The organism is uncultured Kriegella sp., assembly GCF_963975415.1.
Classification (GTDB): Bacteria; Bacteroidota; Bacteroidia; order Flavobacteriales; family Flavobacteriaceae; genus Kriegella.
Map to the genome: position 1 here is coordinate 74,322 of NZ_CAXBGN010000004.1, position 23,355 is coordinate 97,676.

Annotated in this window: 20 protein-coding genes; 18 read left to right on the plus strand and 2 right to left on the minus strand. The window is 35.6% G+C overall.

All coding sequences use genetic code 11. The features are described 5' to 3' along the window. The first annotated feature begins 2 nt into the window (after positions 1-2). The 4 genes from gldF to AACZ88_RS10035 all read left to right on the plus strand — a co-directional run bounded on the left by gldF (position 3) and on the right by AACZ88_RS10035 (position 4,991). Positions 3-737, plus strand: coding sequence for a gliding motility-associated ABC transporter permease subunit GldF (gene gldF / locus AACZ88_RS10020; RefSeq protein ID WP_339709459.1), 735 nt, complete (start codon positions 3-5; stop codon positions 735-737). Next, positions 734-2,398: a gliding motility-associated ABC transporter substrate-binding protein GldG gene (gldG, locus tag AACZ88_RS10025; RefSeq protein ID WP_339709461.1), complete on the plus strand. Its 1,665-nt coding sequence runs from the start codon at positions 734-736 to the stop codon at positions 2,396-2,398. Before gldF ends, gldG begins: the two co-directional genes overlap by 4 nt. Before the next feature lie 142 nt (positions 2,399-2,540). After that, on the plus strand, positions 2,541-3,659 hold the full coding sequence (gene dnaN, locus AACZ88_RS10030; protein ID WP_339709462.1) for a DNA polymerase III subunit beta: 1,119 nt from the start codon (positions 2,541-2,543) through the stop codon (positions 3,657-3,659). 219 nt (positions 3,660-3,878) lie between these two features. Then, a complete protein-coding gene (locus AACZ88_RS10035) occupies positions 3,879-4,991 on the plus strand; it encodes a hypothetical protein (protein WP_339709464.1) in 1,113 nt (370 codons plus the stop codon). A 134-nt stretch (positions 4,992-5,125) separates the two neighbouring features. Here the strand turns inward: AACZ88_RS10035 and AACZ88_RS10040 are convergent, their stop codons facing one another. Together AACZ88_RS10040 and AACZ88_RS10045 are read right to left on the minus strand one after the other, a co-directional pair. Next, a complete protein-coding gene (locus AACZ88_RS10040) occupies positions 5,126-5,464 on the minus strand; it encodes a DUF4870 domain-containing protein (RefSeq protein ID WP_339709466.1) in 339 nt (112 codons plus the stop codon). 80 nt (positions 5,465-5,544) lie between these two features. After that, positions 5,545-5,997 (minus strand): hypothetical protein, encoded by a 453-nt coding sequence (locus AACZ88_RS10045; protein WP_339709468.1) that lies wholly within the window; start codon positions 5,995-5,997, stop codon positions 5,545-5,547. Positions 5,998-6,147: 150 nt separating this feature from the next. On the opposite strand from AACZ88_RS10045, the gene mnmE reads away from it, so the two are divergent. The 14 genes from mnmE to AACZ88_RS10115 all read left to right on the plus strand — a co-directional run bounded on the left by mnmE (position 6,148) and on the right by AACZ88_RS10115 (position 23,354). Continuing rightward, positions 6,148-7,560, plus strand: a complete 1,413-nt coding sequence (gene mnmE, locus AACZ88_RS10050) for a tRNA uridine-5-carboxymethylaminomethyl(34) synthesis GTPase MnmE (RefSeq protein WP_339709470.1) — start codon at positions 6,148-6,150, stop codon at positions 7,558-7,560. 216 nt (positions 7,561-7,776) lie between these two features. Beyond that, entirely contained in the window at positions 7,777-8,181 is a 405-nt protein-coding gene (locus AACZ88_RS10055) for a helix-turn-helix domain-containing protein (RefSeq protein WP_147677439.1), read from the plus strand. Positions 8,182-8,185: 4 nt separating this feature from the next. Next, complete coding sequence (locus AACZ88_RS10060; protein ID WP_339624657.1) at positions 8,186-9,292, plus strand: site-specific integrase; 1,107 nt, start codon at positions 8,186-8,188, stop codon at positions 9,290-9,292. 1 nt (position 9,293) lies between these two features. Further along, a complete protein-coding gene (locus AACZ88_RS10065; RefSeq protein ID WP_339624656.1) occupies positions 9,294-10,364 on the plus strand; it encodes a DUF6617 family protein in 1,071 nt (356 codons plus the stop codon). A 121-nt stretch (positions 10,365-10,485) separates the two neighbouring features. Continuing rightward, complete coding sequence (locus AACZ88_RS10070; RefSeq protein WP_042292012.1) at positions 10,486-10,788, plus strand: helix-turn-helix domain-containing protein; 303 nt, start codon at positions 10,486-10,488, stop codon at positions 10,786-10,788. A gap of 2 nt (positions 10,789-10,790) precedes the next feature. Beyond that, the gene (locus tag AACZ88_RS10075; RefSeq protein ID WP_040280860.1) at positions 10,791-11,075 is read left to right on the plus strand and encodes a helix-turn-helix domain-containing protein; all 285 of its coding nucleotides are present in this window, start codon (positions 10,791-10,793) and stop codon (positions 11,073-11,075) included. Continuing rightward, positions 11,065-13,344: a DUF3987 domain-containing protein gene (locus AACZ88_RS10080; RefSeq protein ID WP_339624655.1), complete on the plus strand. Its 2,280-nt coding sequence runs from the start codon at positions 11,065-11,067 to the stop codon at positions 13,342-13,344. Before AACZ88_RS10075 ends, AACZ88_RS10080 begins: the two co-directional genes overlap by 11 nt. Positions 13,345-13,619: 275 nt before the next feature. Next, entirely contained in the window at positions 13,620-13,913 is a 294-nt protein-coding gene (locus AACZ88_RS10085; RefSeq protein WP_339709471.1) for a helix-turn-helix transcriptional regulator, read from the plus strand. A gap of 11 nt (positions 13,914-13,924) precedes the next feature. Then, entirely contained in the window at positions 13,925-16,141 is a 2,217-nt protein-coding gene (locus tag AACZ88_RS10090) for an N-6 DNA methylase (protein ID WP_339709472.1), read from the plus strand. A gap of 3 nt (positions 16,142-16,144) precedes the next feature. Next, positions 16,145-19,369, plus strand: a complete 3,225-nt coding sequence (locus AACZ88_RS10095; protein WP_339709473.1) for a type I restriction endonuclease subunit R — start codon at positions 16,145-16,147, stop codon at positions 19,367-19,369. A 3-nt stretch (positions 19,370-19,372) separates the two neighbouring features. Continuing rightward, complete coding sequence (locus AACZ88_RS10100) at positions 19,373-21,400, plus strand: Piwi domain-containing protein (RefSeq protein WP_339709474.1); 2,028 nt, start codon at positions 19,373-19,375, stop codon at positions 21,398-21,400. 9 nt (positions 21,401-21,409) lie between these two features. Beyond that, entirely contained in the window at positions 21,410-22,222 is an 813-nt protein-coding gene (locus AACZ88_RS10105; protein ID WP_286493031.1) for a helix-turn-helix transcriptional regulator, read from the plus strand. A gap of 77 nt (positions 22,223-22,299) precedes the next feature. Further along, positions 22,300-22,776, plus strand: coding sequence for a hypothetical protein (locus AACZ88_RS10110; protein ID WP_286493033.1), 477 nt, complete (start codon positions 22,300-22,302; stop codon positions 22,774-22,776). Beyond that, entirely contained in the window at positions 22,776-23,354 is a 579-nt protein-coding gene (locus tag AACZ88_RS10115; protein WP_286493035.1) for a phosphatase PAP2 family protein, read from the plus strand. The genes AACZ88_RS10110 and AACZ88_RS10115 overlap by 1 nt, the downstream gene beginning before the upstream one ends. Position 23,355 lies beyond the last annotated feature (1 nt).

Genomic DNA, 23,355 nt, shown 5'->3' on the forward strand with positions numbered 1-23,355 from the left:
CAGTGCTCGCAATTTTTAAAAGGGAAATACGATCTTTTTTTACCGCTCCGATCGGTTACATGGTCATCGGACTTTTTTTAGTACTCTGCGGACTGTTTCTGTGGGTCTTCAAGGGCCCTTTCAATATTTTCGATTACCAATTTGCAGATTTAGGAAACTTTTTCTTTTTGGCACCTTGGATATTTCTATTCCTTATTCCGGCCATTACAATGAAAAGCTTTTCTGAGGAAAAAAAATTGGGGACCTTAGAGCTGCTCCTCATCAAGCCATTGACCGTTTGGCAATTGGTACTGGGCAAATTTTTCGGAAACTTGGTGCTCACTTTAGTCGCTTTACTACCTACACTGCTTTACGTATACACAGTTTCTCAACTGGGTACTACGGTAGGTAACCTTGATATCGGCATGGTTATAGGTTCTTATTTTGGAATCATTTTTCTCGCAGCTTGCTATACCGCAATTGGCCTGTTCGCCTCTACCTTATCTGAAAACCAGATCGTATCTTTTATTGCGGCCGTACTTATTTGCTTTTTTCTCTATTACGGTTTTGAGGCCTTAGCCTCCATTATTTCAAGTGGTGACACCGCTGTATTTGTTCAGCGTTTGGGAATGAAGGCTCATTTTGCAAGTATTGCACGCGGAGTTATCGATAGTGCCGATCTGCTGTACTTTTTAAGCTTGGCACTATTCTTCCTATTTTTGGCCGTCGTTCAATTAAAAACAAACCACAACCGATGAAAAATAACCTACCATCGGTTGTAAAGGCTATTGCCGGCTTGATCCTGGTAAACGTTGTAGCAGGTATTATGAACTTGCGGTTCGACCTTACCGAAGACCAACGCTATACCTTATCGCAGCCCGCCGTGAACACGGTACTTGACTTTAAAAACCCAGTAGTCATCGATGTACTATTAGCCGGTGACCTACCCTCGGAATTCGTCAGGCTACAGACCGAAACAAGACAACTTTTGGAGGAGTTCGCTTCAAAAAGCAACAATATAAAATTTACCTTCGTAGACCCCCTGGAAGATTCTGAACAGACCGATGCTACTATAGCCGATCTACAATCCCTAGGTCTTACCCCGGCACAAATTACGGTAGAAGACAATAGCAAATTATCACAGAACATCGCCTTTCCTTGGGCCATGGTCAACTATAACAATGTGACCGTAAAGGTTCCACTGCTCAAGAACAAATTAGGCGCATCATCTGAAGAACGGATAAACAATTCGGTTCAAAATTTAGAATATGCTTTTGCCGATGCCTTCACAAAACTACAGATCAAAGAGAAAAAACGCGTTGCGGTCATTAAAGGTAACGGTGAACTGGATGATATGTTTTTGGCTGATTTTTTGACCGCGATAAGAGATTACTACAATATTGGCGCAATTACCCTTGATTCTGTTGCAACCAACCCACAAAGTACCTTAGATCGCTTAAAAGCGTACGATTTGGCATTGATAGCAAAACCTACGGAAGCTTTTTCCGATGGCGAGAAATACGTTATGGATCAATACATCGTCAACGGCGGAAAATCGGTATGGCTTGTCGACCAAGTAAATATGGAGCTTGACAGTCTTTTTAACGAAACGGGTACCGCAATGGCTTTACCCCGCAATCTGAATCTGAATGATTTCTTCTTTAATTACGGGGTGCGCATCAATCCCGTGTTAGTCAACGATATGTATTTTACACAAATCGTATTGGCAAGCGGAGAAGGCAACGATTCGCAATATAATCCGGTACCGTGGTACTATAATCCAATGGTTTTCTCAAAAAATGATCATCCGATAAACAATAATTTGGAAGCGGTGCGCTTTCAGTTTACCAGTGCATTGGATACGTTGGCGAATTCCAATAAAAAAACCGTTGTTCTTAGCAGCTCACCACTTTCAAAAGTGGATGGGACGCCCAAACAAATCAGTCTCGATATTATTGACGTTCCACCAAAAAAAGAAGCGTATACCGATGGAAACAAGCCGCTAGCGGTATTGATAGAAGGTAAATTTAAATCTGCATTTGACAAAAGGGTAAAACCTTTAAAGCTAAATGGTACTTTAGAAAATGGTACGGACAATAAAATGCTGGTCATTGCGGATGGCGATATCATAAAAAACCAATTGAGAAATGGGCGGCCATTAGAATTGGGATATGACAAATGGACCAACAATCATTATGGCAATAAAGAATTTCTAATAAATAGCTTAAATTACCTATTAGACGATTCAGGACTTATAAACATACGAAACAAGACCGTCAATATCCCGATGCTCGACGTCAAAAAAATCGAAGAACAAAAAACGAAGTGGCAACTAATAAACATTGGTATTCCCGTTGTTTTAATTCTTATTTTAGGACTTGTATTCAGCTATATCCGAAAGAAAAAATATGGAGTGTAAGTGTTAATAAGTTTGTTTCTTAAAAATGGACATTTAAAATATCTTTGTTCGAGGTGTATTCGGAGATTTAATCGTCTCCCAATGGCTTTTTAAACACTATATTTCCGTAGAAAGGAGAAAACTATAACAAAATGCGTAACGAATGAAATTCATAGTATCGAGCACATATTTATTAAAGCAGCTACAAGTTTTGGGAGGTGTTATCAATAATAGTAATACACTGCCCATTTTAGACAATTTTCTATTTGACCTCAAACAAGATAAGCTGACCGTTTCGGCTTCCGACCTTGAAACCACCATGAGTTCGGTTTTAGATGTTGATTCCGATAACGAAGGCACTATTGCCGTTCCTGCTCGTTTGTTGCTAGAGACTTTGAAGACTTTTCCAGAACAACCCTTAACATTTGTTGTAGAAGACAACAACACGGTTGAAATCAGTTCAAATCACGGAAAATACGCATTGGCCTATGCCGACGGTGCCGAGTTCCCAAAGGCCGTAGAATTGGCCAACCCAAGTGAAACGACCCTACTGGGTGATATTTTGGCCTCTGCCATAAACAAAACAATATTTGCGGCAGGCAATGATGATTTAAGACCTGTGATGAGTGGCGTGTTTTTTCAATTCTCTCCAGAGAATTTGACCTTCGTTGCAACGGATGCACATAAATTGGTAAAATATCAACGTAACGATGTTTCGGCCTCCCAAGTGGCAGAATTTATTATGCCCAAAAAACCATTGACACTTTTAAAGGGTATTTTGGCAGGTAGCGAATCTGATGTACTCATAGAATATAACGATAGTAACGCTAAATTCACTTTTGACAATACAGAACTTATCTGCCGGTTGATCGATGGAAAGTACCCGAATTACGAAGCGGTCATTCCGAAAGAAAATCCGAATAAGTTAACCATTCCAAGAAATCAATTTTTAAGCTCTGTACGACGTGTTTCAATCTTTTCAAATAAGACTACACACCAAATTCGCTTAAAGATTGCCGGAGCCGAACTAAACATTTCTGCCGAAGATATGGACTATAGCAATAAAGCGGAAGAACGGTTGACTTGCTCGTATCAAGGTGACGATATGCAAATTGGTTTCAACTCTCGATTTTTAACGGAAATGTTGAACAACCTTAACGCTGATGAAGTTTCGTTGGAAATGAGCCTACCGAACAGAGCTGGTATTCTTACGCCTGTAGACGGATTGGATGAAGGCGAAAACGTAACCATGTTGGTGATGCCCGTAATGCTGAACAATTGATTACCCGCAATCATATTTCTCAAAAATTTGTAGCTAAAAAACAATTGCATTAGCCAAAACCCTAAAGTAAGGAAGGACGTTTTCTACTTAAAACGTAAGATTTAACGCTTACTTCAAGAGGCTGTCGTTTTTTTTGCATTTTATCGAAATTCAGTGCCCAAAAATTGTGGTATTCATAATTTAAATGGTTAAACAATCAACTTTTAAACCAAACGAATTATGAAAAACATTACCAAATTGCTAGTGTGTTTTTGCCTTATCTTTTTCTCCTGTGATGTTGAAAAAGTTGGTGATCAAGAAGTTTTGAAGGACGTACCTGGCAAAACTAAAAAGGTTAAGCGGCAGAAAGATGAACCCAAAATCATCAAAGAATGTACAGTTGTCGACGCAGATCGTTGCCCAATAGGGGATAGACAGCCCACTGCTAACTTTTGGTGGCCCAGAATATCAACGGATCATGATGAGCCATCAGCTTTTTACTCGAGTGTCGACGGCCATCAGTTGACCTTTGCAGAATATGATGACGGTACTGCAAACATTAAAGGAACTACATCGAACGGAACTTGTGTCGTAGAAGTAGATGTTTGGCTGATTGATAGAAAATCATGGACGGAATGGTCGGCCCTTGGTGGCGAGCATAAAAAACAAGGTTGTGCAGGATTAGCATCAAATTCCGAAGACATGCATTTTTATGTAATCGATTCAGAGCGCAGCTCTATTACGGCATCAGGCACTGAATGTACAGCTGTAGGCACCTTCGGAATTGAGCAACGCCCAGACCCCTTCGATGCCAGTACGCCCAACTTGGGCGCCCATGTCGGTCCTGGTGGTGCTAATTTTGACTCCGAAATCGGTGCTTACGGCATTAGCACTTGGGGATGGGTTTTAGATCCCGAGACGAAAGAACGACTTTATGTAATGGATTTCAATTTTAAGACGGAATGCAAAAGCGACTGTGAAACTGCGTTTGCAAGAGGTGTAGACGGTGAGACATGCTTCATTGAAAATGGTTTTAACCGTTGGGGCTGGACCATAGGCCCGATTGCCGAAGGAAATTACACCTATAATGTGCATGCCGGTGCCGGCCAATGTGATATTTCAAAAGGTGAATTGGTAGGTACGGTAGATGTAAGTTATCAAAATGGCAATGTCGATGTCACCTATAATATTGATCCATCTCTTGAAGTCAAAGAAACACATACCTATGCAGGCAACGCTATGTATCCGACTAAAAATGGTAGCCCAACAGTGGCTCCTGGGCAATACTCCGTTACAGCAAATCTTTCAGGCGATATCTACGTAATCGCACACGCTGTAGTCTGTAAAGATTAAAACCGGACGTATTTTTAAGTAAAAAGTCCTTCCATTGAAGGGCTTTTTTTATTTCAGCAACCGTGCCTCTTTGAAGAAAGGTGTTGGTAAATGCTTAAAAAAGAATGCTCCTTTTTTGTTTAAACGCTGTTATTCTAGACAAACTTTATACTCATCGGGTAATGTGGGGCCTCTCCGTTGCTTGCTTTTACAGCATTTACAATCGGGAATACGAAGTACAGCACTCCTAATACCAAAAACCCTAAAAGTCCGAGTCCGAATAACAATATTAAGGGTACACATAGCAGCACATAAAGAAACATGCTGATTCTAAAGTTGATGATGGCCTTTCCGTTTTCATCCATATCGATAACCTTATCTCTTTGGGTAAGCCATAATACCAACGGAATGATCAGGCCTCCTATTCCTGTTACAAAATCTAACAACTGACTTAAATGTGTAGCCGCTAAAAGTGTTCTGTTCTCTGTTTGCATGATTGTGTTTTTAATTGATGTACCTATATGACGCAAGACCCATCAAATTGTTACAATTGCAATTCTTAGAACGGGCACCACTATTGTTTTCTTTCCAATTTTCTTAGTTTTTCGATATCCTTTACAAGACCTGACCGTAGTTTATCGATTTTCTTGTTCACTTTTGTAATATCGTTGGGTGAAAGTTTACCTTTTACCTTATCAAGCTGCATTTTCTCCCGTAACTTCTCCAATTTTTTCTCATCTTTCTCAATGGATTTTCTTTGTGATTTTATGTCGTCCATCAACTTTTCACGCTTTTTTGCTGCCTTTTCGGCCTTCTTTTGCGCCTTTTCCGCTTTTTTCTGCGCTTTTTCGGCTTTCTGGATTTCTTTTTCCATTCTTTTCTGCTCTTTAAGCTCTAACGCCTGAGCCTGTTTTTCCGCCGCATCTTCGGCAAGCCCAATCGAATCACTCGCCTGTTCGGCAACTTGGGCACTGGCAATCATATTGAATACTAAAATCGAAACGAATGTTAGAAATATCTTTTTCATTTTATGAGGGAATTAGGTTAGCTTTTCTTTGAGTAAATCCTGAACTATTCAGTACCGTAAAATTAATCAAATAGCGTACCAATTACGTATAAAAAGAACATCAAAAAAATACTTGGGTTTTCCTTCCTTCATTTTGATTAATTTTGCCCAATGATTCCAGATGACACTATAATTGCTTTGGCGACACCCTCAGGTGCGGGGGCAATTGCCGTAATACGTATTTCGGGAAATAATGCCATTTCATTGGCGGCCAATTACTTCAAATCGATACGGGACAAAAAGCTTATCGATCAAAAAACACACACTATTCATCTCGGGCATATCATTGAGGATAAGCGTGTTATCGACCAGGTTCTACTATCGATTTTTAAAGATCCCCACTCGTATACCGGAGAAGATGTCGTGGAAATATCCTGTCATGGTTCGCCCTACATCCAGCAACAAATCATTCAATTATTTTTACGAAAGGGCTGCCGTATGGCCGATGCTGGGGAGTTTACCTTACGGGCTTTTTTAAATGGAAAACTCGATTTGAGCCAAGCCGAGGCCGTTGCAGACCTTATCGCCTCAGATAACGAGGCGAGCCATCAAATTGCGATACAACAAATGCGTGGTGGATTCAGTAATGAAATCAAGTTACTACGTGAGGAACTTTTAAACTTTGCCTCCCTAATTGAGTTGGAACTCGATTTTTCAGAAGAAGATGTTGAATTTGCCGATCGTACCCAATTTAAAGAACTACTGAAGCGCATTCAAACCGTATTGAAAGGACTCATCGATTCTTTTGCCGTCGGTAATGTTATTAAAAATGGAATTCCTGTAGCGATTGTCGGAGAACCCAACGTCGGGAAGTCGACCTTGCTCAATGCCCTTTTGAACGAAGAACGCGCCATTGTCAGTGACATAGCCGGTACCACACGTGATACTATTGAAGATGAAATTTCAATAGGAGGCATCGGATTCCGTTTTATAGATACGGCAGGCATTCGGGAGACCAAAGATGTTGTCGAAAGCATAGGTATCAAAAGAACCTTTGAAAAAATTGAACAGGCACACGTAGTTTTATATTTGGTAGATGGATGGCAGTTAACAACTGACGGGGCCATAGCTTCTTTAAAAATCGAAATAGAGAAAATAAAAAATAAGTTCCCCTTAAAGTCGATCGTACTACTTATCAATAAATTGGACAGGTTAAGCGAGAATCAACGGTTTAAGTTCAAGCAAGAATTGCCCGATGATGACAAGCGACAAACGACCTTATTTATTTCTGCTAAAACCAGGGAAGGTGTGGCGGACTTGGAAAACAAGTTGTTGGAATTTGTAAATACAGGTGCCCTACGCAACAATGAAACCATAGTGACCAATACCAGACACTATAATGCCTTATTAAAGGCGTTGGAAGAAATCGAAAAGGTACAATTTGGGATGGACGAAGACCTTCCTAGCGATTTAATGGCCATTGATGTTCGGGAAGCACTTTATCACTTGGGGCTTATCACCGGTCAAGTCACGAACGACGAGCTTTTGGGTAACATCTTTAGCAATTTTTGTATCGGAAAGTAATTATCTTTCTTTTGTTTTCTAACTACTTGTTTTTATTGACTTTATAAGTTTTTAGTATCTCTTTTTTGTTGCCCAATTGCTCTTTATTTCTTATATTTGTTGTTCAATTGTTGCCCTATTAGCTTATCTGTTGCCCAAATCATAAAGCAACAAATCAAAGCGAAATGATGCACCATATAGCACCACCAAGCAACATTGAGCTACAAGTAGCACCAAATGAGCAGTACAATTAAAATACCGAAATTCTGTCAATTCTGTGGAATGGCTTTTGTTGCACAAAAGACCACCACTAAGTATTGCGGTCATACGTGTGCAAGTAGAGCCTACAAACAACGTAAGCGAGAAGAAAAAGTACAATCCACCCTATCCGAGCAAATAAATAATAGCAAGCCTACATCTTCCGAAAACTTGCAAACTCTGCAAACCTTACCTACACAAGCAGGAAATCATATCAATCTAAGAGATAAAGAATTTCTAAGTATTACTGAAGCTGCCAATTTATTAGGTGCAAGCAGATGGACTATTCAGCGGATGATAAAACGCAACCAATTGAGCATTGCAAAATTAGGTAGGCGTACTATTATAAAACGGACAGAAATCGATAATCTCTTTAAAATTTAGCCTTATGAAAGTAACATTAAGAAAACGAAAGAAAGGAAACAAAATCAGTTTGTATTTAGACTACTATGCCAATGGTAAGCGAGAATATGAATATTTAAAATTGTATCTAAAACCTGACCCAGAAAAAGGTTCACTTACTAAGGCAGAGAAAGACCAAAATAAAACGATACTACAATTAGCTGAAAGTATCAGAGCCAAAAGACATTTAGAAATTCAGAATAATATTTATGATTTTCAAGACAAGGAGAAGCTAAAAGGCAGTTTCTTATTATACTTTGATGCACTCACAGAAAAGAGAAAAGCCAGTTTAGGTAATTATGGTAATTGGGATAGTGTTGGTAAGCATCTAAGAAAATACAGTCCAAGAGATATTTCATTTGATAGAGTAAATCGTGAATGGGTACAAGGCTTTAAAGATTATTTAGACAATGAAGCTAAAACCAAAAGTGAAAACGAATTATCTCAAAATTCAAAGTACTCCTACTTCAACAAACTAAAGGCAGCATTAAAGCAAGCGGTTAGAGATGGCATTTTAAAATACAATCCCGCGGAGCAAGTCCAGGGATTCAAACAAGGAGAACCACAAAGAGAGTTTTTAACCTTAGAAGAAGTACAAGCATTAGTAAAGGCAGATTGCGAAAGCAAGCAGCTAAAAACTGCGTTTTTATTCGCTTGTCTTACTGGTTTAAGATGGTCAGATATAAATAAGTTGGTTTGGTCAGAGGTGCAACATTCTGATGAAATGGGCTACTACATTCGTTTCAGACAACAAAAAACCAAAGGAGCGGAAACCCTACCAATATCCGAGCAAGCTCGTAATATGTTAGGAGAAGAAAAAGAAAAAACAGAGCGTGTTTTTAAAGGCTTAAAATATAGTGCTTGGCACAATGTTAAATTAGCTCAATGGGTACTTCGTGCAGGTATTACTAAAAACATCACGTTCCATTGTGCAAGACACACCTATGCAACCCTACAACTTACAATGGGTACAGATATTTACACCGTATCAAAACTATTAGGACATAGAGAATTAAAAACCACTCAGATATATGCCAAAGTAATAGACAACAAGAAGAAAGAAGCAGCTAATAAAATTCAACTCGATTTATAATATGGAACTAACTATTTTTAAAAGCATCATTTATGGCGATCTAAAACCTTGGGCAAGTGATGCAGTCAATGAAAAGTTTTACAGACAAAATTTGTCTGCAAAATTTATACAGCCAAAACAGACTATAAACGAGTATTATAAGGCATTAAAGGAAATCCACAAAAACAAGCCTAATCTATTCAAAGAAGATGGTTTGGAAATCTACCTACTGCAAGCAGATACAGATATTAGCCACGATATTCTGCATCCATTGGTTGAAATCAAATTAGCTGAACCCACCACAGCAACACAAAGGTTTTATCATTACTTGCTTTTAAATGAAGCTACAAGACTATCAGACAGAGTTTTTAAATGTGTAAATAAAGACATTGGAGAAATTCAGAAAAAAGAGATAGTTCAAAACGTAGTGAAATCTTGCAAAGACCTATTATTAAGAATAGGAACAGATCAAGACAGTTTTAAGCAAACCGACTTGACAGCTTATGTTATTCCGCAACTCATTACTAACGTAATTCGTTTTCTAAAGGAAACCGAAAAGTTATATCCTCAATTCCTTTCGGAATTACCGTCAAACAAAAACGAGCTTTACGGAGAACTATTACAACAACCCATTCCAGATATAGAGATTGACAAAACAACTCCTGAATTTCAAACAGTAAATAATATTCTTTTAGGTATTGATAATTATAAGTTTGAAAAAGATACTCGTTTCTCATTTGGATTTACTGGAGATACAACAAAGCTAAAATCGGTACTCTTTTTGCTTAATCGTGATATGGAACTCTTAAATGAGGATAAATCAACAGTTGAAGAATTATTGTCTGTATTAACAAGTAAAGATTTAAAACTGGGTGCTCCTCAGATATATTTAGGATGTGAAACATTAGAATTTGCATACATAGTGAAGAAATTAGAACTCTCATTCTCAAATTTTACAGCTACCACAATAGACAAATCAAAGTTATTTCATTCTAAAAAAGGGAATGCAATTTCAAAAGGAAGTCTATACAATGCAAACCAAAAACAACCCTATAAAAAAGAAGATATAGACAACATTTTCAGCCATCTGTAAATAAAAACAGTTAGATGTGTTAGATATAGTAGTTAGATGTTAGCGTCTAACTGATTACCAGAGTGTTACGAAATAGTTTAGCGGTCAGAAATGATTGTTAAACCTTTTAAATCGTAACACAATGAGTAACGAAAATTTAATTTTAGAAAAGCTCAACAGACTTGAGCAAAAGATTGAGGAACAAAACCTCTTAAAGAAAGAAGTATTAAACTTCAATGATGCTTGTAGCTATTTAGATATAAGTGCTTCGCATCTCTACAAACTTACCAGTCAGAAATCCGTTCCGCATTTCTGCCCACAAGGTAAAAAACTCTATTTCAATCGTACCGAGTTAGACGAATGGTTACAACGTAACCGTCAATCTTCTACGGACGAAATCGAAAAAGCAGCAGCCAATTATCTAATTCAAAACAAACGCAGTTAGATATGGGCTTTTATCATCCTTTAGACGAAAAGTTAGAACAGATAGACGATAGACTATCAGAACTAACGCTTATGCTTAAAGATAAGCAAAGAAGCAATCCTGACCAAGTGTTTTTCGACACCCAAGAGTTTCTACAGATAATGAATGTTAGTAAGCGAACCGCTCAATATTGGCGAGATAGCGGACTCATAGGCTATTGCCAAATTGGGTACAAAATCTATTACCGCTTATCAGACATACTCCAATTGTTAGACCAAAATTTTAAAGCACCTATCAATGGAAAATAATCACATAAATACTTCTAAAATGGCATCATCAACTATATATAAAAATTTCAATCAACCCATAGAAAATAAAGCCTTACTACTGATAGTAAAGGATGTTATTGAGGGTAAATACAAAGAACCTATTGAAGCTATCCGTATGGCTATTGGAATGGGTAAACCAGAACGAGCAGACCAATTCAAAAAAGAATTAGTAGCCTTTACACCGTCAGCAACTTTTGAAGGCGGTCGTAAAATGGAGTACTTTAAAATGTACAGCGGATTTGTACACTTAGATTTTGATAAGTTAGAACCAGACGAGCTTCAAGAAGCAAAACAGAAAATACAATCCATTCCTTTCACTTTTGCTTGTTTCACAAGCCCAAGCGGTAATGGCCTAAAAGTGTTTATTGAAGTAGATTCTACTATGGAACAACATAAAAACGCTTATGCACAAGTGCAAGCGTATTATGAAAAAGAAGTTGGTATTGAAGCAGACCCAAAATGCAAAGATATTACAAGGCTGTGTTTTGTGTCTTACGACCCTGACGGATATAAGAACATACAAAACGAAAAGTTCAAGGTAAAAACCGAAACGGTTTTACAACCTATCACACCAACAGCACCCAAAACAGTAGTAACCCAAAATCTTAGTAATAATGAAAACAGTAATAGTTCAGAAATCTTTACCGAGTGTATCACATTCACCGAAAACAAAGAAAGCTATACAGACGGCAACCGAAACAATTTCATATATCAATTGGCTTGTAATTGCAACAGGAGAGGAATCGTGTATGATGATACTTTGCATCTTATTCTAAGTACCTACGACCTAAACCAAGATGAAATAAAAGCATCTGTAAAATCAGCCTATGATAACAACGCTATGCAATTTGCAAGCTATCAGAATTACAGCCCACAAGTTCAACCAACGGAAACGATAAACAATGAAGATTATCTAAAAAACACACCCACTTTTGACGAACAGTTATTTGACAACCTACCAGAGATATTAAGAAAAGGTACAATGGCATTTACAGATCCAAGAGAACGTGATGTGTTCTTTACTGGTGCATTGTCTATTCTTAGCGGTTGTTTACCTAATGTATCAGGTGTATATGCTCAACAGACCGTATTCCCTAATCTGTTTTCCTTTATCATAGCTCCAGCAGCAAGCGGAAAAGGTGCTTTAAAATTCGCCAAAATATTGGCAGACCCATATCAAGAAAGTGTATTAGAACAAAGCAATCAAGATAAGTCTATCTATGATGCCGAATTAGCTCAATACAAGGTAGAACAAAGAAACCGAAAGAAAGACGACACAGAAACTCCAGAAGAGCCTGTAAAACCACCTTTTAAAGTGGTATTCATTCCTGCCAATACATCTTATGCAGCCATTTTACAACACATACAACAAAATGAGGGTAAAGGAATTATTTGCGAAACAGAAGCAGATAGTATGGGAGCAGTTTTTAAGCAAGATTGGGGCGGATATTCTGATATGCTCAGAAAAGCGTTTCATTCTGAAACCATTTCTGTTTCAAGAAAAACAGACAATGAATATGTAATTATCAAAGAGCCTAAAATATCAGTTGCTTTATCAGGTACTCCTGGTCAAGTAGCCAATATCATTGCATCCGCAGAAGATGGTTTATTCAGTCGCTTTTTATTCTATACGTTTAAAGTAGAGCAGCTTTGGAAAGATGTATCGCCTTTTGGCAATACCTTAAATTTAAACGACCATTTTGAAGCCTTATCGCAAAATGTATTAGAAATGATTCACTTCTTAGAAGCAAATCCAACACAGATACACTTATCCAAAGAACAATGGCAAACAGTTAATTATACAGGGCAACAATGGTTAACAGAAGTAACCACCTTTACAGCAGAAGAAGCTGGAAGTGTAGTAAAACGTTTGGGCTTAATTCTATATCGTATTTGTATGATATTATCCACGCTTCGCAAATTTGATAATGGTGATTGTACAGAAAATGTTACGTGTACGGATGAAGATTTTGAAATGGCGTTAATGATTGCAAATGTCTATCTACAACACAGCTTGTTAATGTACAACAACCTACCAAAGAAAGAAGAAACAGGAGTTTTTAAAGGTGCTAACAATAAAAAGCAATTCTTTGAAGCCTTACCACAAAACTTCAAACGTGAAGAAGCCATCCTCATAGGTAAGAAATACCAACTCAAAGACCGTTCTATTGATAATTTGCTCAAATCCTTATTAGGTTCGCATCTCACTCAACCCAGTTACGGACACTATCAGAAGACAATCCTATAAGTGCCTTAGGTTTGCGACATAAGAAAATTAGAAATTTTTTCTTTAGACGAAAAAGAAAAATTAAGCATAGCCATAGCTACGGTTCATTTTTATTTTGAAGTATTTAAAGGAAAAAGAGCAATTTTATAAGAGCCAATTTAAGGTGTTTGTAGGATAACATCCAAGCTGTAGTTTGCAACCTTTGCACTTTTTGAAATTTATCTTGTAGTTTTTGTTCTTGTTTATTTTTTATTTGTCTATATTTGACAAACGATTATTTAACAAATAAGCAAAGGATGAATAAGTTTGGAGACTTAATAAGGTCTAAAAGAGAAGAACAAGAAATGCTACTCAGGCACTTATCCGCAGAGTTAGACATTGATACCGCAATGCTTAGTAAAATAGAAAGAGGAGAAAAAACCGCTAAACGTGAACATATAGAACCATTAGCAAAACTTTTTAAACTCGGCTATAACGAATTGATTTCACTTTGGTTAGCAGACCAAGTATTTCAGTTGGTAGAAAATGAAGAACAGGCATTGCAAGCCTTACAGATTGCAGAGAAAGAACTAAAAACTAAATTAAAATAGACTGTAACAGAATGGCAAAAAAGAAGGAAACCAAGCAAGAACCAATTGAGAAACAGCTTTGGAAAGCAGCAGATAAGCTGCGTAAAAATATTGATGCAGCAGAATACAAGCATATCGTTTTAGGTTTAATCTTTCTAAAATATATATCTGATTCTTTTGAAGAACTCTATGCTAAACTGCAAGCAGGTGAAGGCGAATATGCAGGTGCTGACCCAGAAGACAGAGACGAGTATAGAGCAGAAAATGTATTCTTTGTGCCACCTTCTGCAAGATGGTCTTATTTACAAGGTAGAGCCAAATTACCTGAAATAGGTAAAGACATTGATAATGCAATGGATGCTATTGAAAGAGACAATGCCTCATTAAAAGGAGTACTACCCAAAGCATTTGCCAAAGAGAATTTAGACCCAACCAGTTTAGGGCAACTAATTGACTTGATTAGTAACATTGCTTTAGGTGATGAAGTAAGCAGAAGTCAAGATTTATTAGGTAAAGTATATGAATATTTCTTAGGAGAATTTGCATTGGCTGAAGGTAAAAAGGGCGGACAATTCTACACGCCAGAGAGCATCGTAAAATTATTGGTAGAAATGCTACAACCTTATAAAGGTAGAGTGTTTGACCCTTGTTGTGGTTCAGGTGGTATGTTCGTACAGTCTGAAAAATTCATATTGGCTCATCAAGGTAAAATCAATGATATTTCCATTTACGGGCAAGAAAGCAATCAGACTACTTGGCGTTTGGCTAAAATGAATTTAGCCATTAGAGGGATTGATAGCTCACAAGTAAAATGGAACAATGAAGGCTCATTTTTAAACAATGCTCATAAAGATTTAAAAGCAGATTATATTATCGCAAATCCGCCTTTTAATGATAGTGATTGGAGCGGTGATTTATTAAGGGGTGACGCAAGGTGGCACTACGGCATCCCATCAGCAAAAAACGCAAATTTTGCTTGGCTACAACATTTTCTGTATCACTTATCTCCTAATGGTACAGCAGGTATTGTTTTAGCGAATGGTGCTTTGTCCTCAGATACTTTAAATGATGATGTTATTAGGAAACAAATGATTGAATCCAATGTAATAGACTGTATAGTTATGCTTCCTGAGAAATTGTTTTTTAATACAGGTATTTCAGCATCATTGTGGTTTCTGAGAAAGAATAGAACTCGTGATGAAGTACTATTCATTGATGCATCAAACTTTGGTGAAATGGTTAGCAGAAAACTTAGAATACTTGACAGTAATGATTTAAAAGAAGTTGCACAAACTTATGAAGATTGGAAAAACAACAATAATTATCAAGATGTCATTGGTTTTTGTAAATCTGCGAGCTTGGATGAAATTAAGAAAAACAAACACATTTTAACACCTGGTAGGTATGTTGGCGATATTGTTGACCCAGAAGAAAAGCTATCATTCAGTTCTAAAATATTAGCATTTAATAAAACACAGAATGAATTAGATGAAATATCTAATGGCATCAATAATGACATAAGAACTAAACTGAACTCATATTATCCGGATAACAATTTCGACAATATCAAATTAGAATCAGTAAAAGTTATTGATTATTTGGGGGAATTAATTTTTAAAGAATGGATTATTAATGAGAATCTTCCAAAATCTATTCAATTGTCTAACAATTTAGAAACCGTAAAACTTTCGGAGGTAGTTGAAAAGAGTAATACTGGTGCTGATGCTATACAAAAAGCTCCAATTGTTGAGGATGATACAGGTGTTAGATGTATTAGAATAGGCGACATAACTAATGAAAGACCTTTTAATGAATGGGGTTTTAGTAAAGTGACAGAAAAAATTTTCAAACAATATCAATTAAAGGCTAATGATATAATTGTAACAAGAACAAGTGTTTTAGGCCTTTCGCGTTATATATCAAATGATTTAATGAGCGTATATAATAACGGTTTAATACGCCTACAAATAACAGAAGCTATACCTGCACAGTATGTTTATGCTTGGCTTCAAAGCTCTTCATTTAGAAAGTATATCAATAGAATTACGAATGAAACATCTACAAGACCAAATATGAAGATGAATTATTTGCTTGATTTTCCAATTAAAATTGGATGCGACAATCTAATTAAAGAATTTTCAGAACTCTATTCTCTTCTTATAAAAAAGAAGAACCATCTAAATACTATGCATATTAAGTTACAGAAAAATATTGATGAAAGAATAGAATTAGAATTGAATGATTTTTAAGCTATGGCAAAAGTTACTGAAAACGATATAGAATTATATGCAATAGAAGAATTAGAAAATCTTGGGTATTCCTATATCTATGGTCCAGATATTGCACCTGATACAGATGCACAAGAAAGAACCTCTTTTGACCAAGTAATTCTTACAGAAAGGCTTCAGAAAGCAATAGACCGCATCAATCCAAGTATTCCGAGTAATGCTAAAGAAGATGCTCTAAAGCAAGTATTGCGTATAGGCACACCTGATTTATTAACCGATAATGAAACGTTTCATAAAATGCTCACAGAGGGCATAAATGTAACTTATCAAAAAGACGGTAGCCAAAGAGGAGATATTGTAAAATTAGTTGATTTTGATACGGTAAATAACAATGAATTTAATGTTATCAATCAGTTTACGGTAATTGAAAATAACAACAATAAAAGACCAGATGTAATTCTATTTATAAATGGTTTACCCTTAGTAGTCATAGAGCTAAAAAATGCAGTAGACGAAAATGCAACCATAAGGTCAGCTTACAAGCAAATACAAACCTATAAAGCTACCATTCCGTCATTATTTACCTACAACAGCATATTGGTAATATCAGACGGTACAGAAGCCAAAGCTGGTTCATTATCGGCAGGTTTTACACGTTTTATGTCTTGGAAAACAGCAGACGGAGAAAGTGAAGCATCACATCTTATTCCTGAAATGGAAACGCTAATCAATGGGATGCTAAATAAAAAAACCGTTTTAGACCTTATTCGCCATTTTATTGTATTTGAAAAATCTAAAAAAGAAGATTTAAAAACAGGAATTACTACCATAGAAACAGTAAAAAAAATAGCAGCCTATCATCAATACTATGCAGTTAACAAAGCAGTTATAAGCACACAATTGGCAAGTGTTGAAGATGGAGATAGAAAAGGTGGTGTAGTATGGCATACACAAGGCTCTGGTAAGTCTTTGTCTATGGTTTTCTATTCAGGTAAAATTGTTTTAAATCTAAACAACCCTACCATATTAGTCATAACAGATAGAAATGATTTAGACGACCAATTATTTGACACATTTGCTTCATCCACACAATTATTGAGACAAACACCGGTACAAGCTGAAAATCGCCAACACTTAAAAGAGTTGCTAAAAGTTGCATCAGGTGGAGTTGTTTTTGCCACTATTCAAAAATTCCAACCAGAAGAAGGAAACATTTTTGAAACCCTTTCAGAACGTAAAAACATCATTGTTGTAGCAGATGAAGCTCACAGAACACAATATGGTTTTAAAGCAAAAACCATAGATGAAAAAGATGCAGACGGTAACGTAGTAGGTAATAAAGTAGTGTATGGCTTTGCAAAGTATATGCGTGATGCTTTACCAAATGCCACTTATTTAGGTTTTACAGGAACACCTATTGAAAATACAGACGTAAACACATCAGCAGTTTTTGGGAACTATGTAGATATATATGATATAGCCCAAGCAGTAGAAGATGGTGCAACAGTTAGAATATTTTATGAAAGTAGATTAGCCAAAATTGCCTTAACAGAAGAAGGTAAAAAAATGGTTGAAGATTTAGATGAGGAATTAGGCGAAATAGAATTAACCGAAACCCAAAAGGCTAAAGCAAAATGGACAAAATTAGAAGCCTTAGTAGGCAGCCAAAAAAGAGTAAAAAGCATTGCAAAAGATGTAGTAACACACTTTGAAGCTCGTCAAGAAGTTTTTGAAGGTAAAGCAATGGTAGTTTCTATGTCGAGAAGAATAGCAGCAGAACTATACAAAGCTATTACCACGTTAAGACCTGATTGGCATAATGACGATTTAGATAAGGGAGCTGTAAAAGTAATAATGACTGCATCATCTTCTGATGGTCCAGAAATGGCAAAACATCATACTACAAAGCAACAGCGTAGAGCATTAGCAGACCGTATGAAAGACCCAAAAGACGAATTAAAATTAGTGATAGTTCGTGATATGTGGTTAACAGGTTTTGATGCTCCTTCTATGCACACCTTATACATTGACAAGCCAATGAAAGGCCATAATTTAATGCAAGCTATTGCAAGAGTAAATAGAGTTTATAAAGATAAACCAGGTGGTTTAGTTGTTGATTATTTGGGTATAGCATCAGACCTTAAAAAAGCATTAGCCTTTTATTCGGATAGTGGTGGAAAAGGAGACCCAACCATTGCACAGGAACAAGCAGTTCAACTAATGTTAGAGAAGTTAGAAGTTGTGTCTCAAATGTTTTTGGAAAAACCAGAGCAAGGGTATTCTGATGCATTCACAAATTTAGTAAATGACCCTGCAATACCTTATTTAGGTAAGAATAAAGGCTTATTATATGAGGAATATTTTACAGCAGATACGAAAACTAAACTTAAAATAATATTAGCAGCAGAAGAGCATATTTTGAGTATTGAAGATGGTAAGAAACGTTTTATCAATGAAGTAACAGCATTATCTAAAGCGTTTGCAATTGCTATACCTCACGAGCAAGCATTAGATGCTAAAGATGAAATAGGCTTTTTTCAAGCGGTAAAATCAAGACTACAAAAATTCGACACTACTGGCTCAGGTAAATCAGATGATGAAATAGAATCAGCTATCAGACAAGTAATTGATAAAGCATTAGTTTCGGATGGTGTTATAGATGTATTTGATGCAGCAGGTATCAAGAAGCCTGATATTTCAATCCTATCTGATGATTTCCTTATGGAAATCAAAGATATGGAGCATAAAAACTTAGCATTAGAAACATTAAAAAAATTGCTAAATGACGAAATAAAATCAAGAGCAAAAACAAATCTAATACAGAGTAAATCCTTAATGGAAATGCTAGAAAACTCTATAAAAAAATATCAAAACAAAATTCTTACAGCAGCAGAAGTAATAGAAGAATTGATTGAGTTAGCTAATAGTATTAAAAATAAAGATAAAGCCGATAAAGACACAGGCTTAACCAATGAAGAATTAGCCTTTTATTATGCAATTGCAGAAAATGAGAGTGCCAAAGAAGTATTAGGTAATGAGGTTTTAAGAGAATTAGCAGTCTATTTATCAGAAGTTGTAAAAAACAATGCTACAATAGATTGGACGATTAAAGAAAGTGTAAGAGCTAAACTGAAAGTAATGGTAAAAAGAGCATTAAGGAAGTTTGGCTATCCACCAGACCTTCAAAAATTAGCAACAGAAACCGTATTAAAGCAAGCAGAATTATTAGCTAACCATTGGACGAAATAGCTTATGAATAACCTTACTATAAATATCATCCCATTCAAACACCCTTCTATTCAGAAGGAGTTTGGATTTTATACCGAGAAGAAAGAAGGTTATTTCCCTATACACAGAACCGAGCTTCCCAATGAGTTATGGGATAATCAAAAAGAAGAAGTTGTAAAACATAAATTCTATTACACCAATTTTGAAGATACTGAAGATTGTGTACTCAAAACAAAAGTAGATTTATACAGTAGTACCAAGTTTGCAAAGCACCTTTATACTCGTTTGGTATATCAATATTTCATTGCTATTGCAGATGCAATACAATTCAATTATGTAGGCGATATAGAAGTATGGTTATTAGATGCTAAAGCATCAACAACCAAATACAATAGCTATAACAAATACACCTTAAAAATTGAATTTTCAGGCTTAACTAAAAGTCCTGCATTGCTATTATCTTATGATAGTACCTCTAAAGTTGCAACTACAAGTATTGATGAAATCAACATTCCTACGGAATATTTCAAAACAGTAATTTACAACAAAGAAATACAGCGTTTTAAATACCTTACAGAAGATGCAAAACAACATTTAGACCAAGTATATCCATTACTCAATATACCGCTTAAAAACCATTTAGAAATACCGCATACTGTACCAAGAAAAGGCAATAGATACAAGCCTTACTTTAATCACATAACTACTTTTTACAACAACTATCTAAATACAGATGAATTTAAAGCCATACTACCATTAGATGAAAATGGCTTTTTTAATATTCCAGAAGATGAAGTATTACAAACACATTATCACTCAAACAATTTACGGTTTTATGATGGCGTAGGTATAGACCCAAAAGCAGGAATGAAAAATCCTGGTCCTTATAAATCAAGTCCACACGATAACGTAAGGTTCTTTTTTATCTACCATAAACCTGATAGAAAAGATTATGTAATTCCTTTGTATAATTATTTTGAAAAAGGATATAAAACATTCTTTCCACCGTTAAAAAAACATATTCGTCAGCCATTTTATATGGATAACGATACAAGTTTAGCATTTGAAAGTCCAGATACTGCAATCAAAGAAATCAAACATCATCTAATCAATTTAGAGAAACAACCAAATACAAGGTATGTAGCAGTTTATGTAAGCCCTATTCATAAAGAAGATGAGGATAACAAACATCTATACTATCAAGTCAAAGAAGAACTTTTAAAACACGAAATAACCTCACAAGTCATTTATAAAGAGAGTATCAATAACGCCTATTTTGGTGCATTCTTAGAGAATATCACGCCTGCATTATTGGCTAAAATAGACGGTATTCCTTGGCGTTTAGATAGAGAACTGAAACAAGAGTTAATTGTGGGTGTAGGTGCGTTTAAATCAATGGAAACCAATACTCGTTTTGTAGGTAGTGCATTCTGTTTTAATAACAAAGGAGAGTTTAAAGGATTTGATTGTTTTAGAGATAATGAATTTGACTTAATAGCTGGAGCAATAGGAAAACAGATTTTAAAATTTGTTGTGGATAATGATAACAAAGCAGAAAGGCTAATCATTCACTACTATAAGCCAATAAGCAAAGACGAAATAGACCCAATTCAAAAAACTTTAGGTAGATTAAAATTAGATATTCCAATAGTTATAGTAACTATCAATAAAACAGAATCAAGCGACTATGTAGCGTTTGATACCAATGATGATGCCTTAATGCCTTTAAGTGGTACAATCATAGAAATTGCACATCTAAAATATTTGTTATTCAACAATGCCAAATACAGTAGTAACGGTTTTGCAAAAGACCATCCGTTCCCTGTAAAACTAAGTCTATATTGTACAGAACAAGACTATTTTGAGGATATAGCAATTGTAAAAGAGTTGATAGACCAAGTATATCAATTCAGCAGAATGTATTGGAAATCTGTAAAACAACAAAACTTACCAGTAACCATAAAATACCCAGAAATGGTAGCTCAAATATTCCCTCATTTTGAAGGAGATAAACTACCTGACTTCGGTAAAAATAACCTTTGGTTTTTGTAGTAAATAAAGATGGATATTCAAATACAAAATAAGGCTAAAGATGTTTCCCTTTTTAAAATTGCAAAATTTAAGAAGCATATTAGAAAAACATCACCCCACAAACATAACAGTTATTTCGAAATCATTTTTTTAACCAAAGGATCTGGTTCACATACAATTGACACAATAGAATACAAAATTCAACCACCTGTAGTATTCAATATACGTAAAGAACAGGTTCATTTTTGGGACATCAAAACAGAACCTGAAGGGTTTGTTTTAATTATTAAAAAAAACTTTATTGAAAACTGTATAGATAAAGATATTAAAAAGCTAATTTCAGAACTGAGTGCCTTAACTTGTCTATTTCCTAATAATACCACAGTAATTGATATGTCAAATATATTATTAAAGGAATATGAAGGTGCAAAAATTAAAAACCATCAAGTTATAGAAGGATTGTTAAAAGCTCTGTTAGCAAAGTTTCTTGAATCGAAAATTGTAAGTAGTCCTAAAATAAAATGTAGCTCAATCTATCAAGAACTTATTTTGCTTTTAAGTAAAGAAAATGAACTTACAAACAAGGTAAGTCATTATGCAAAATTACTAAATACCACTCCACAAAACTTAAATGCTATATGCAGAAAAGAATCAGGTCAATCTTCTGCTGAGGTAATTTCCAATTATATTATTAACGAAGCTAAACGCCTTTTGCTTTATACTGACTTAACGGTTAGTGAAATTGCAGGCAAACTTGACTTTAAAGATAATTCTCATTTCACTAAATACTTTAAACGAAACGTAGGTGATACCCCAATTGCTTTTCGTAAAGCAAATGATTAAGTACCATACATTTTTCAAATAGACCATATTATTAGTCTTGTGTTGTATAATTTTACACCATAATTAAATCACAACATATGAAATGGCTAATATATATTCTCACAGCACTTCTACTTTCTTCTTGTCGAGAAAACCAACAACAAATAGTAGAAGGAAATTGGATAAAAGGTACGGAACAAGAAAAAATTGAAACCATCGAAAACCAATTTAGGGGTTTTGATATGGCAATGGTAGAAACAGGATACCGCTATCAAGAACTGTATTGGGCAGGACAAGATGAAAATTGGGAATATGCTGATTACCAAATTGAAAAAATCAAAAAAGCGATTGAGAACGGCTTGAAAAGAAGACCCAAACGTGCAAAATCCGCAGAACATTTCTTAACCGTTGCAATTCCAGAAATGGAAAAAGCACTCGAAAAAAGAGATACCCTTGTATTCAACAAAAATTTCCAAGTTTTCACCAATAACTGCATTAGTTGCCACGCAATGGAAAAAGTACCAAGCTTTACTATAAAAAAACCGCTTTACAGACAATCACCAATTAGAAAATAATGATAGAATTTATTAATCAGATAGACATTGAAACTCTATTATGGCTGAATGGTAATCACAATCTATTTTGGGATGCTGTAATGTGGTTTGCAACAGGTACATTCACTTGGCTGCCATTTTATATGATATTGTCATTTCTGTTAATATGGAAATATAAAAGGGACGCAATATTGATGATTCTGTTAATAGCATTACTGATAACAATAAGTGACCAATTAGCTTCAGGCATATTTAAACCATTTTTCGAAAGATTGCGGCCAAGCCATAGTCCTTATTTGACAGGTAAACTTCATTTAGTAAATGATTATAGAGGTGGTAAGTTTGGTTTTATTTCTTCTCACGCAGCCAATGTATTTTCATTAGCATTTTACTTGACATTAGTGGCTAAAGAGAAATTAAAATGGATACCATACGTGCTTATTCCTTGGGCAATCTTTGTAAGCCTTAGTAGAGTTTATCTTGGTGTTCATTATCCATCCGACATAATAGTTCCAGCGATTTTAAGTATACCAATAGCTTGGATAGTAGCTCGAATTTATAAAACGTATAATCCCATATTGATAAAAAAAATTGCTTAAA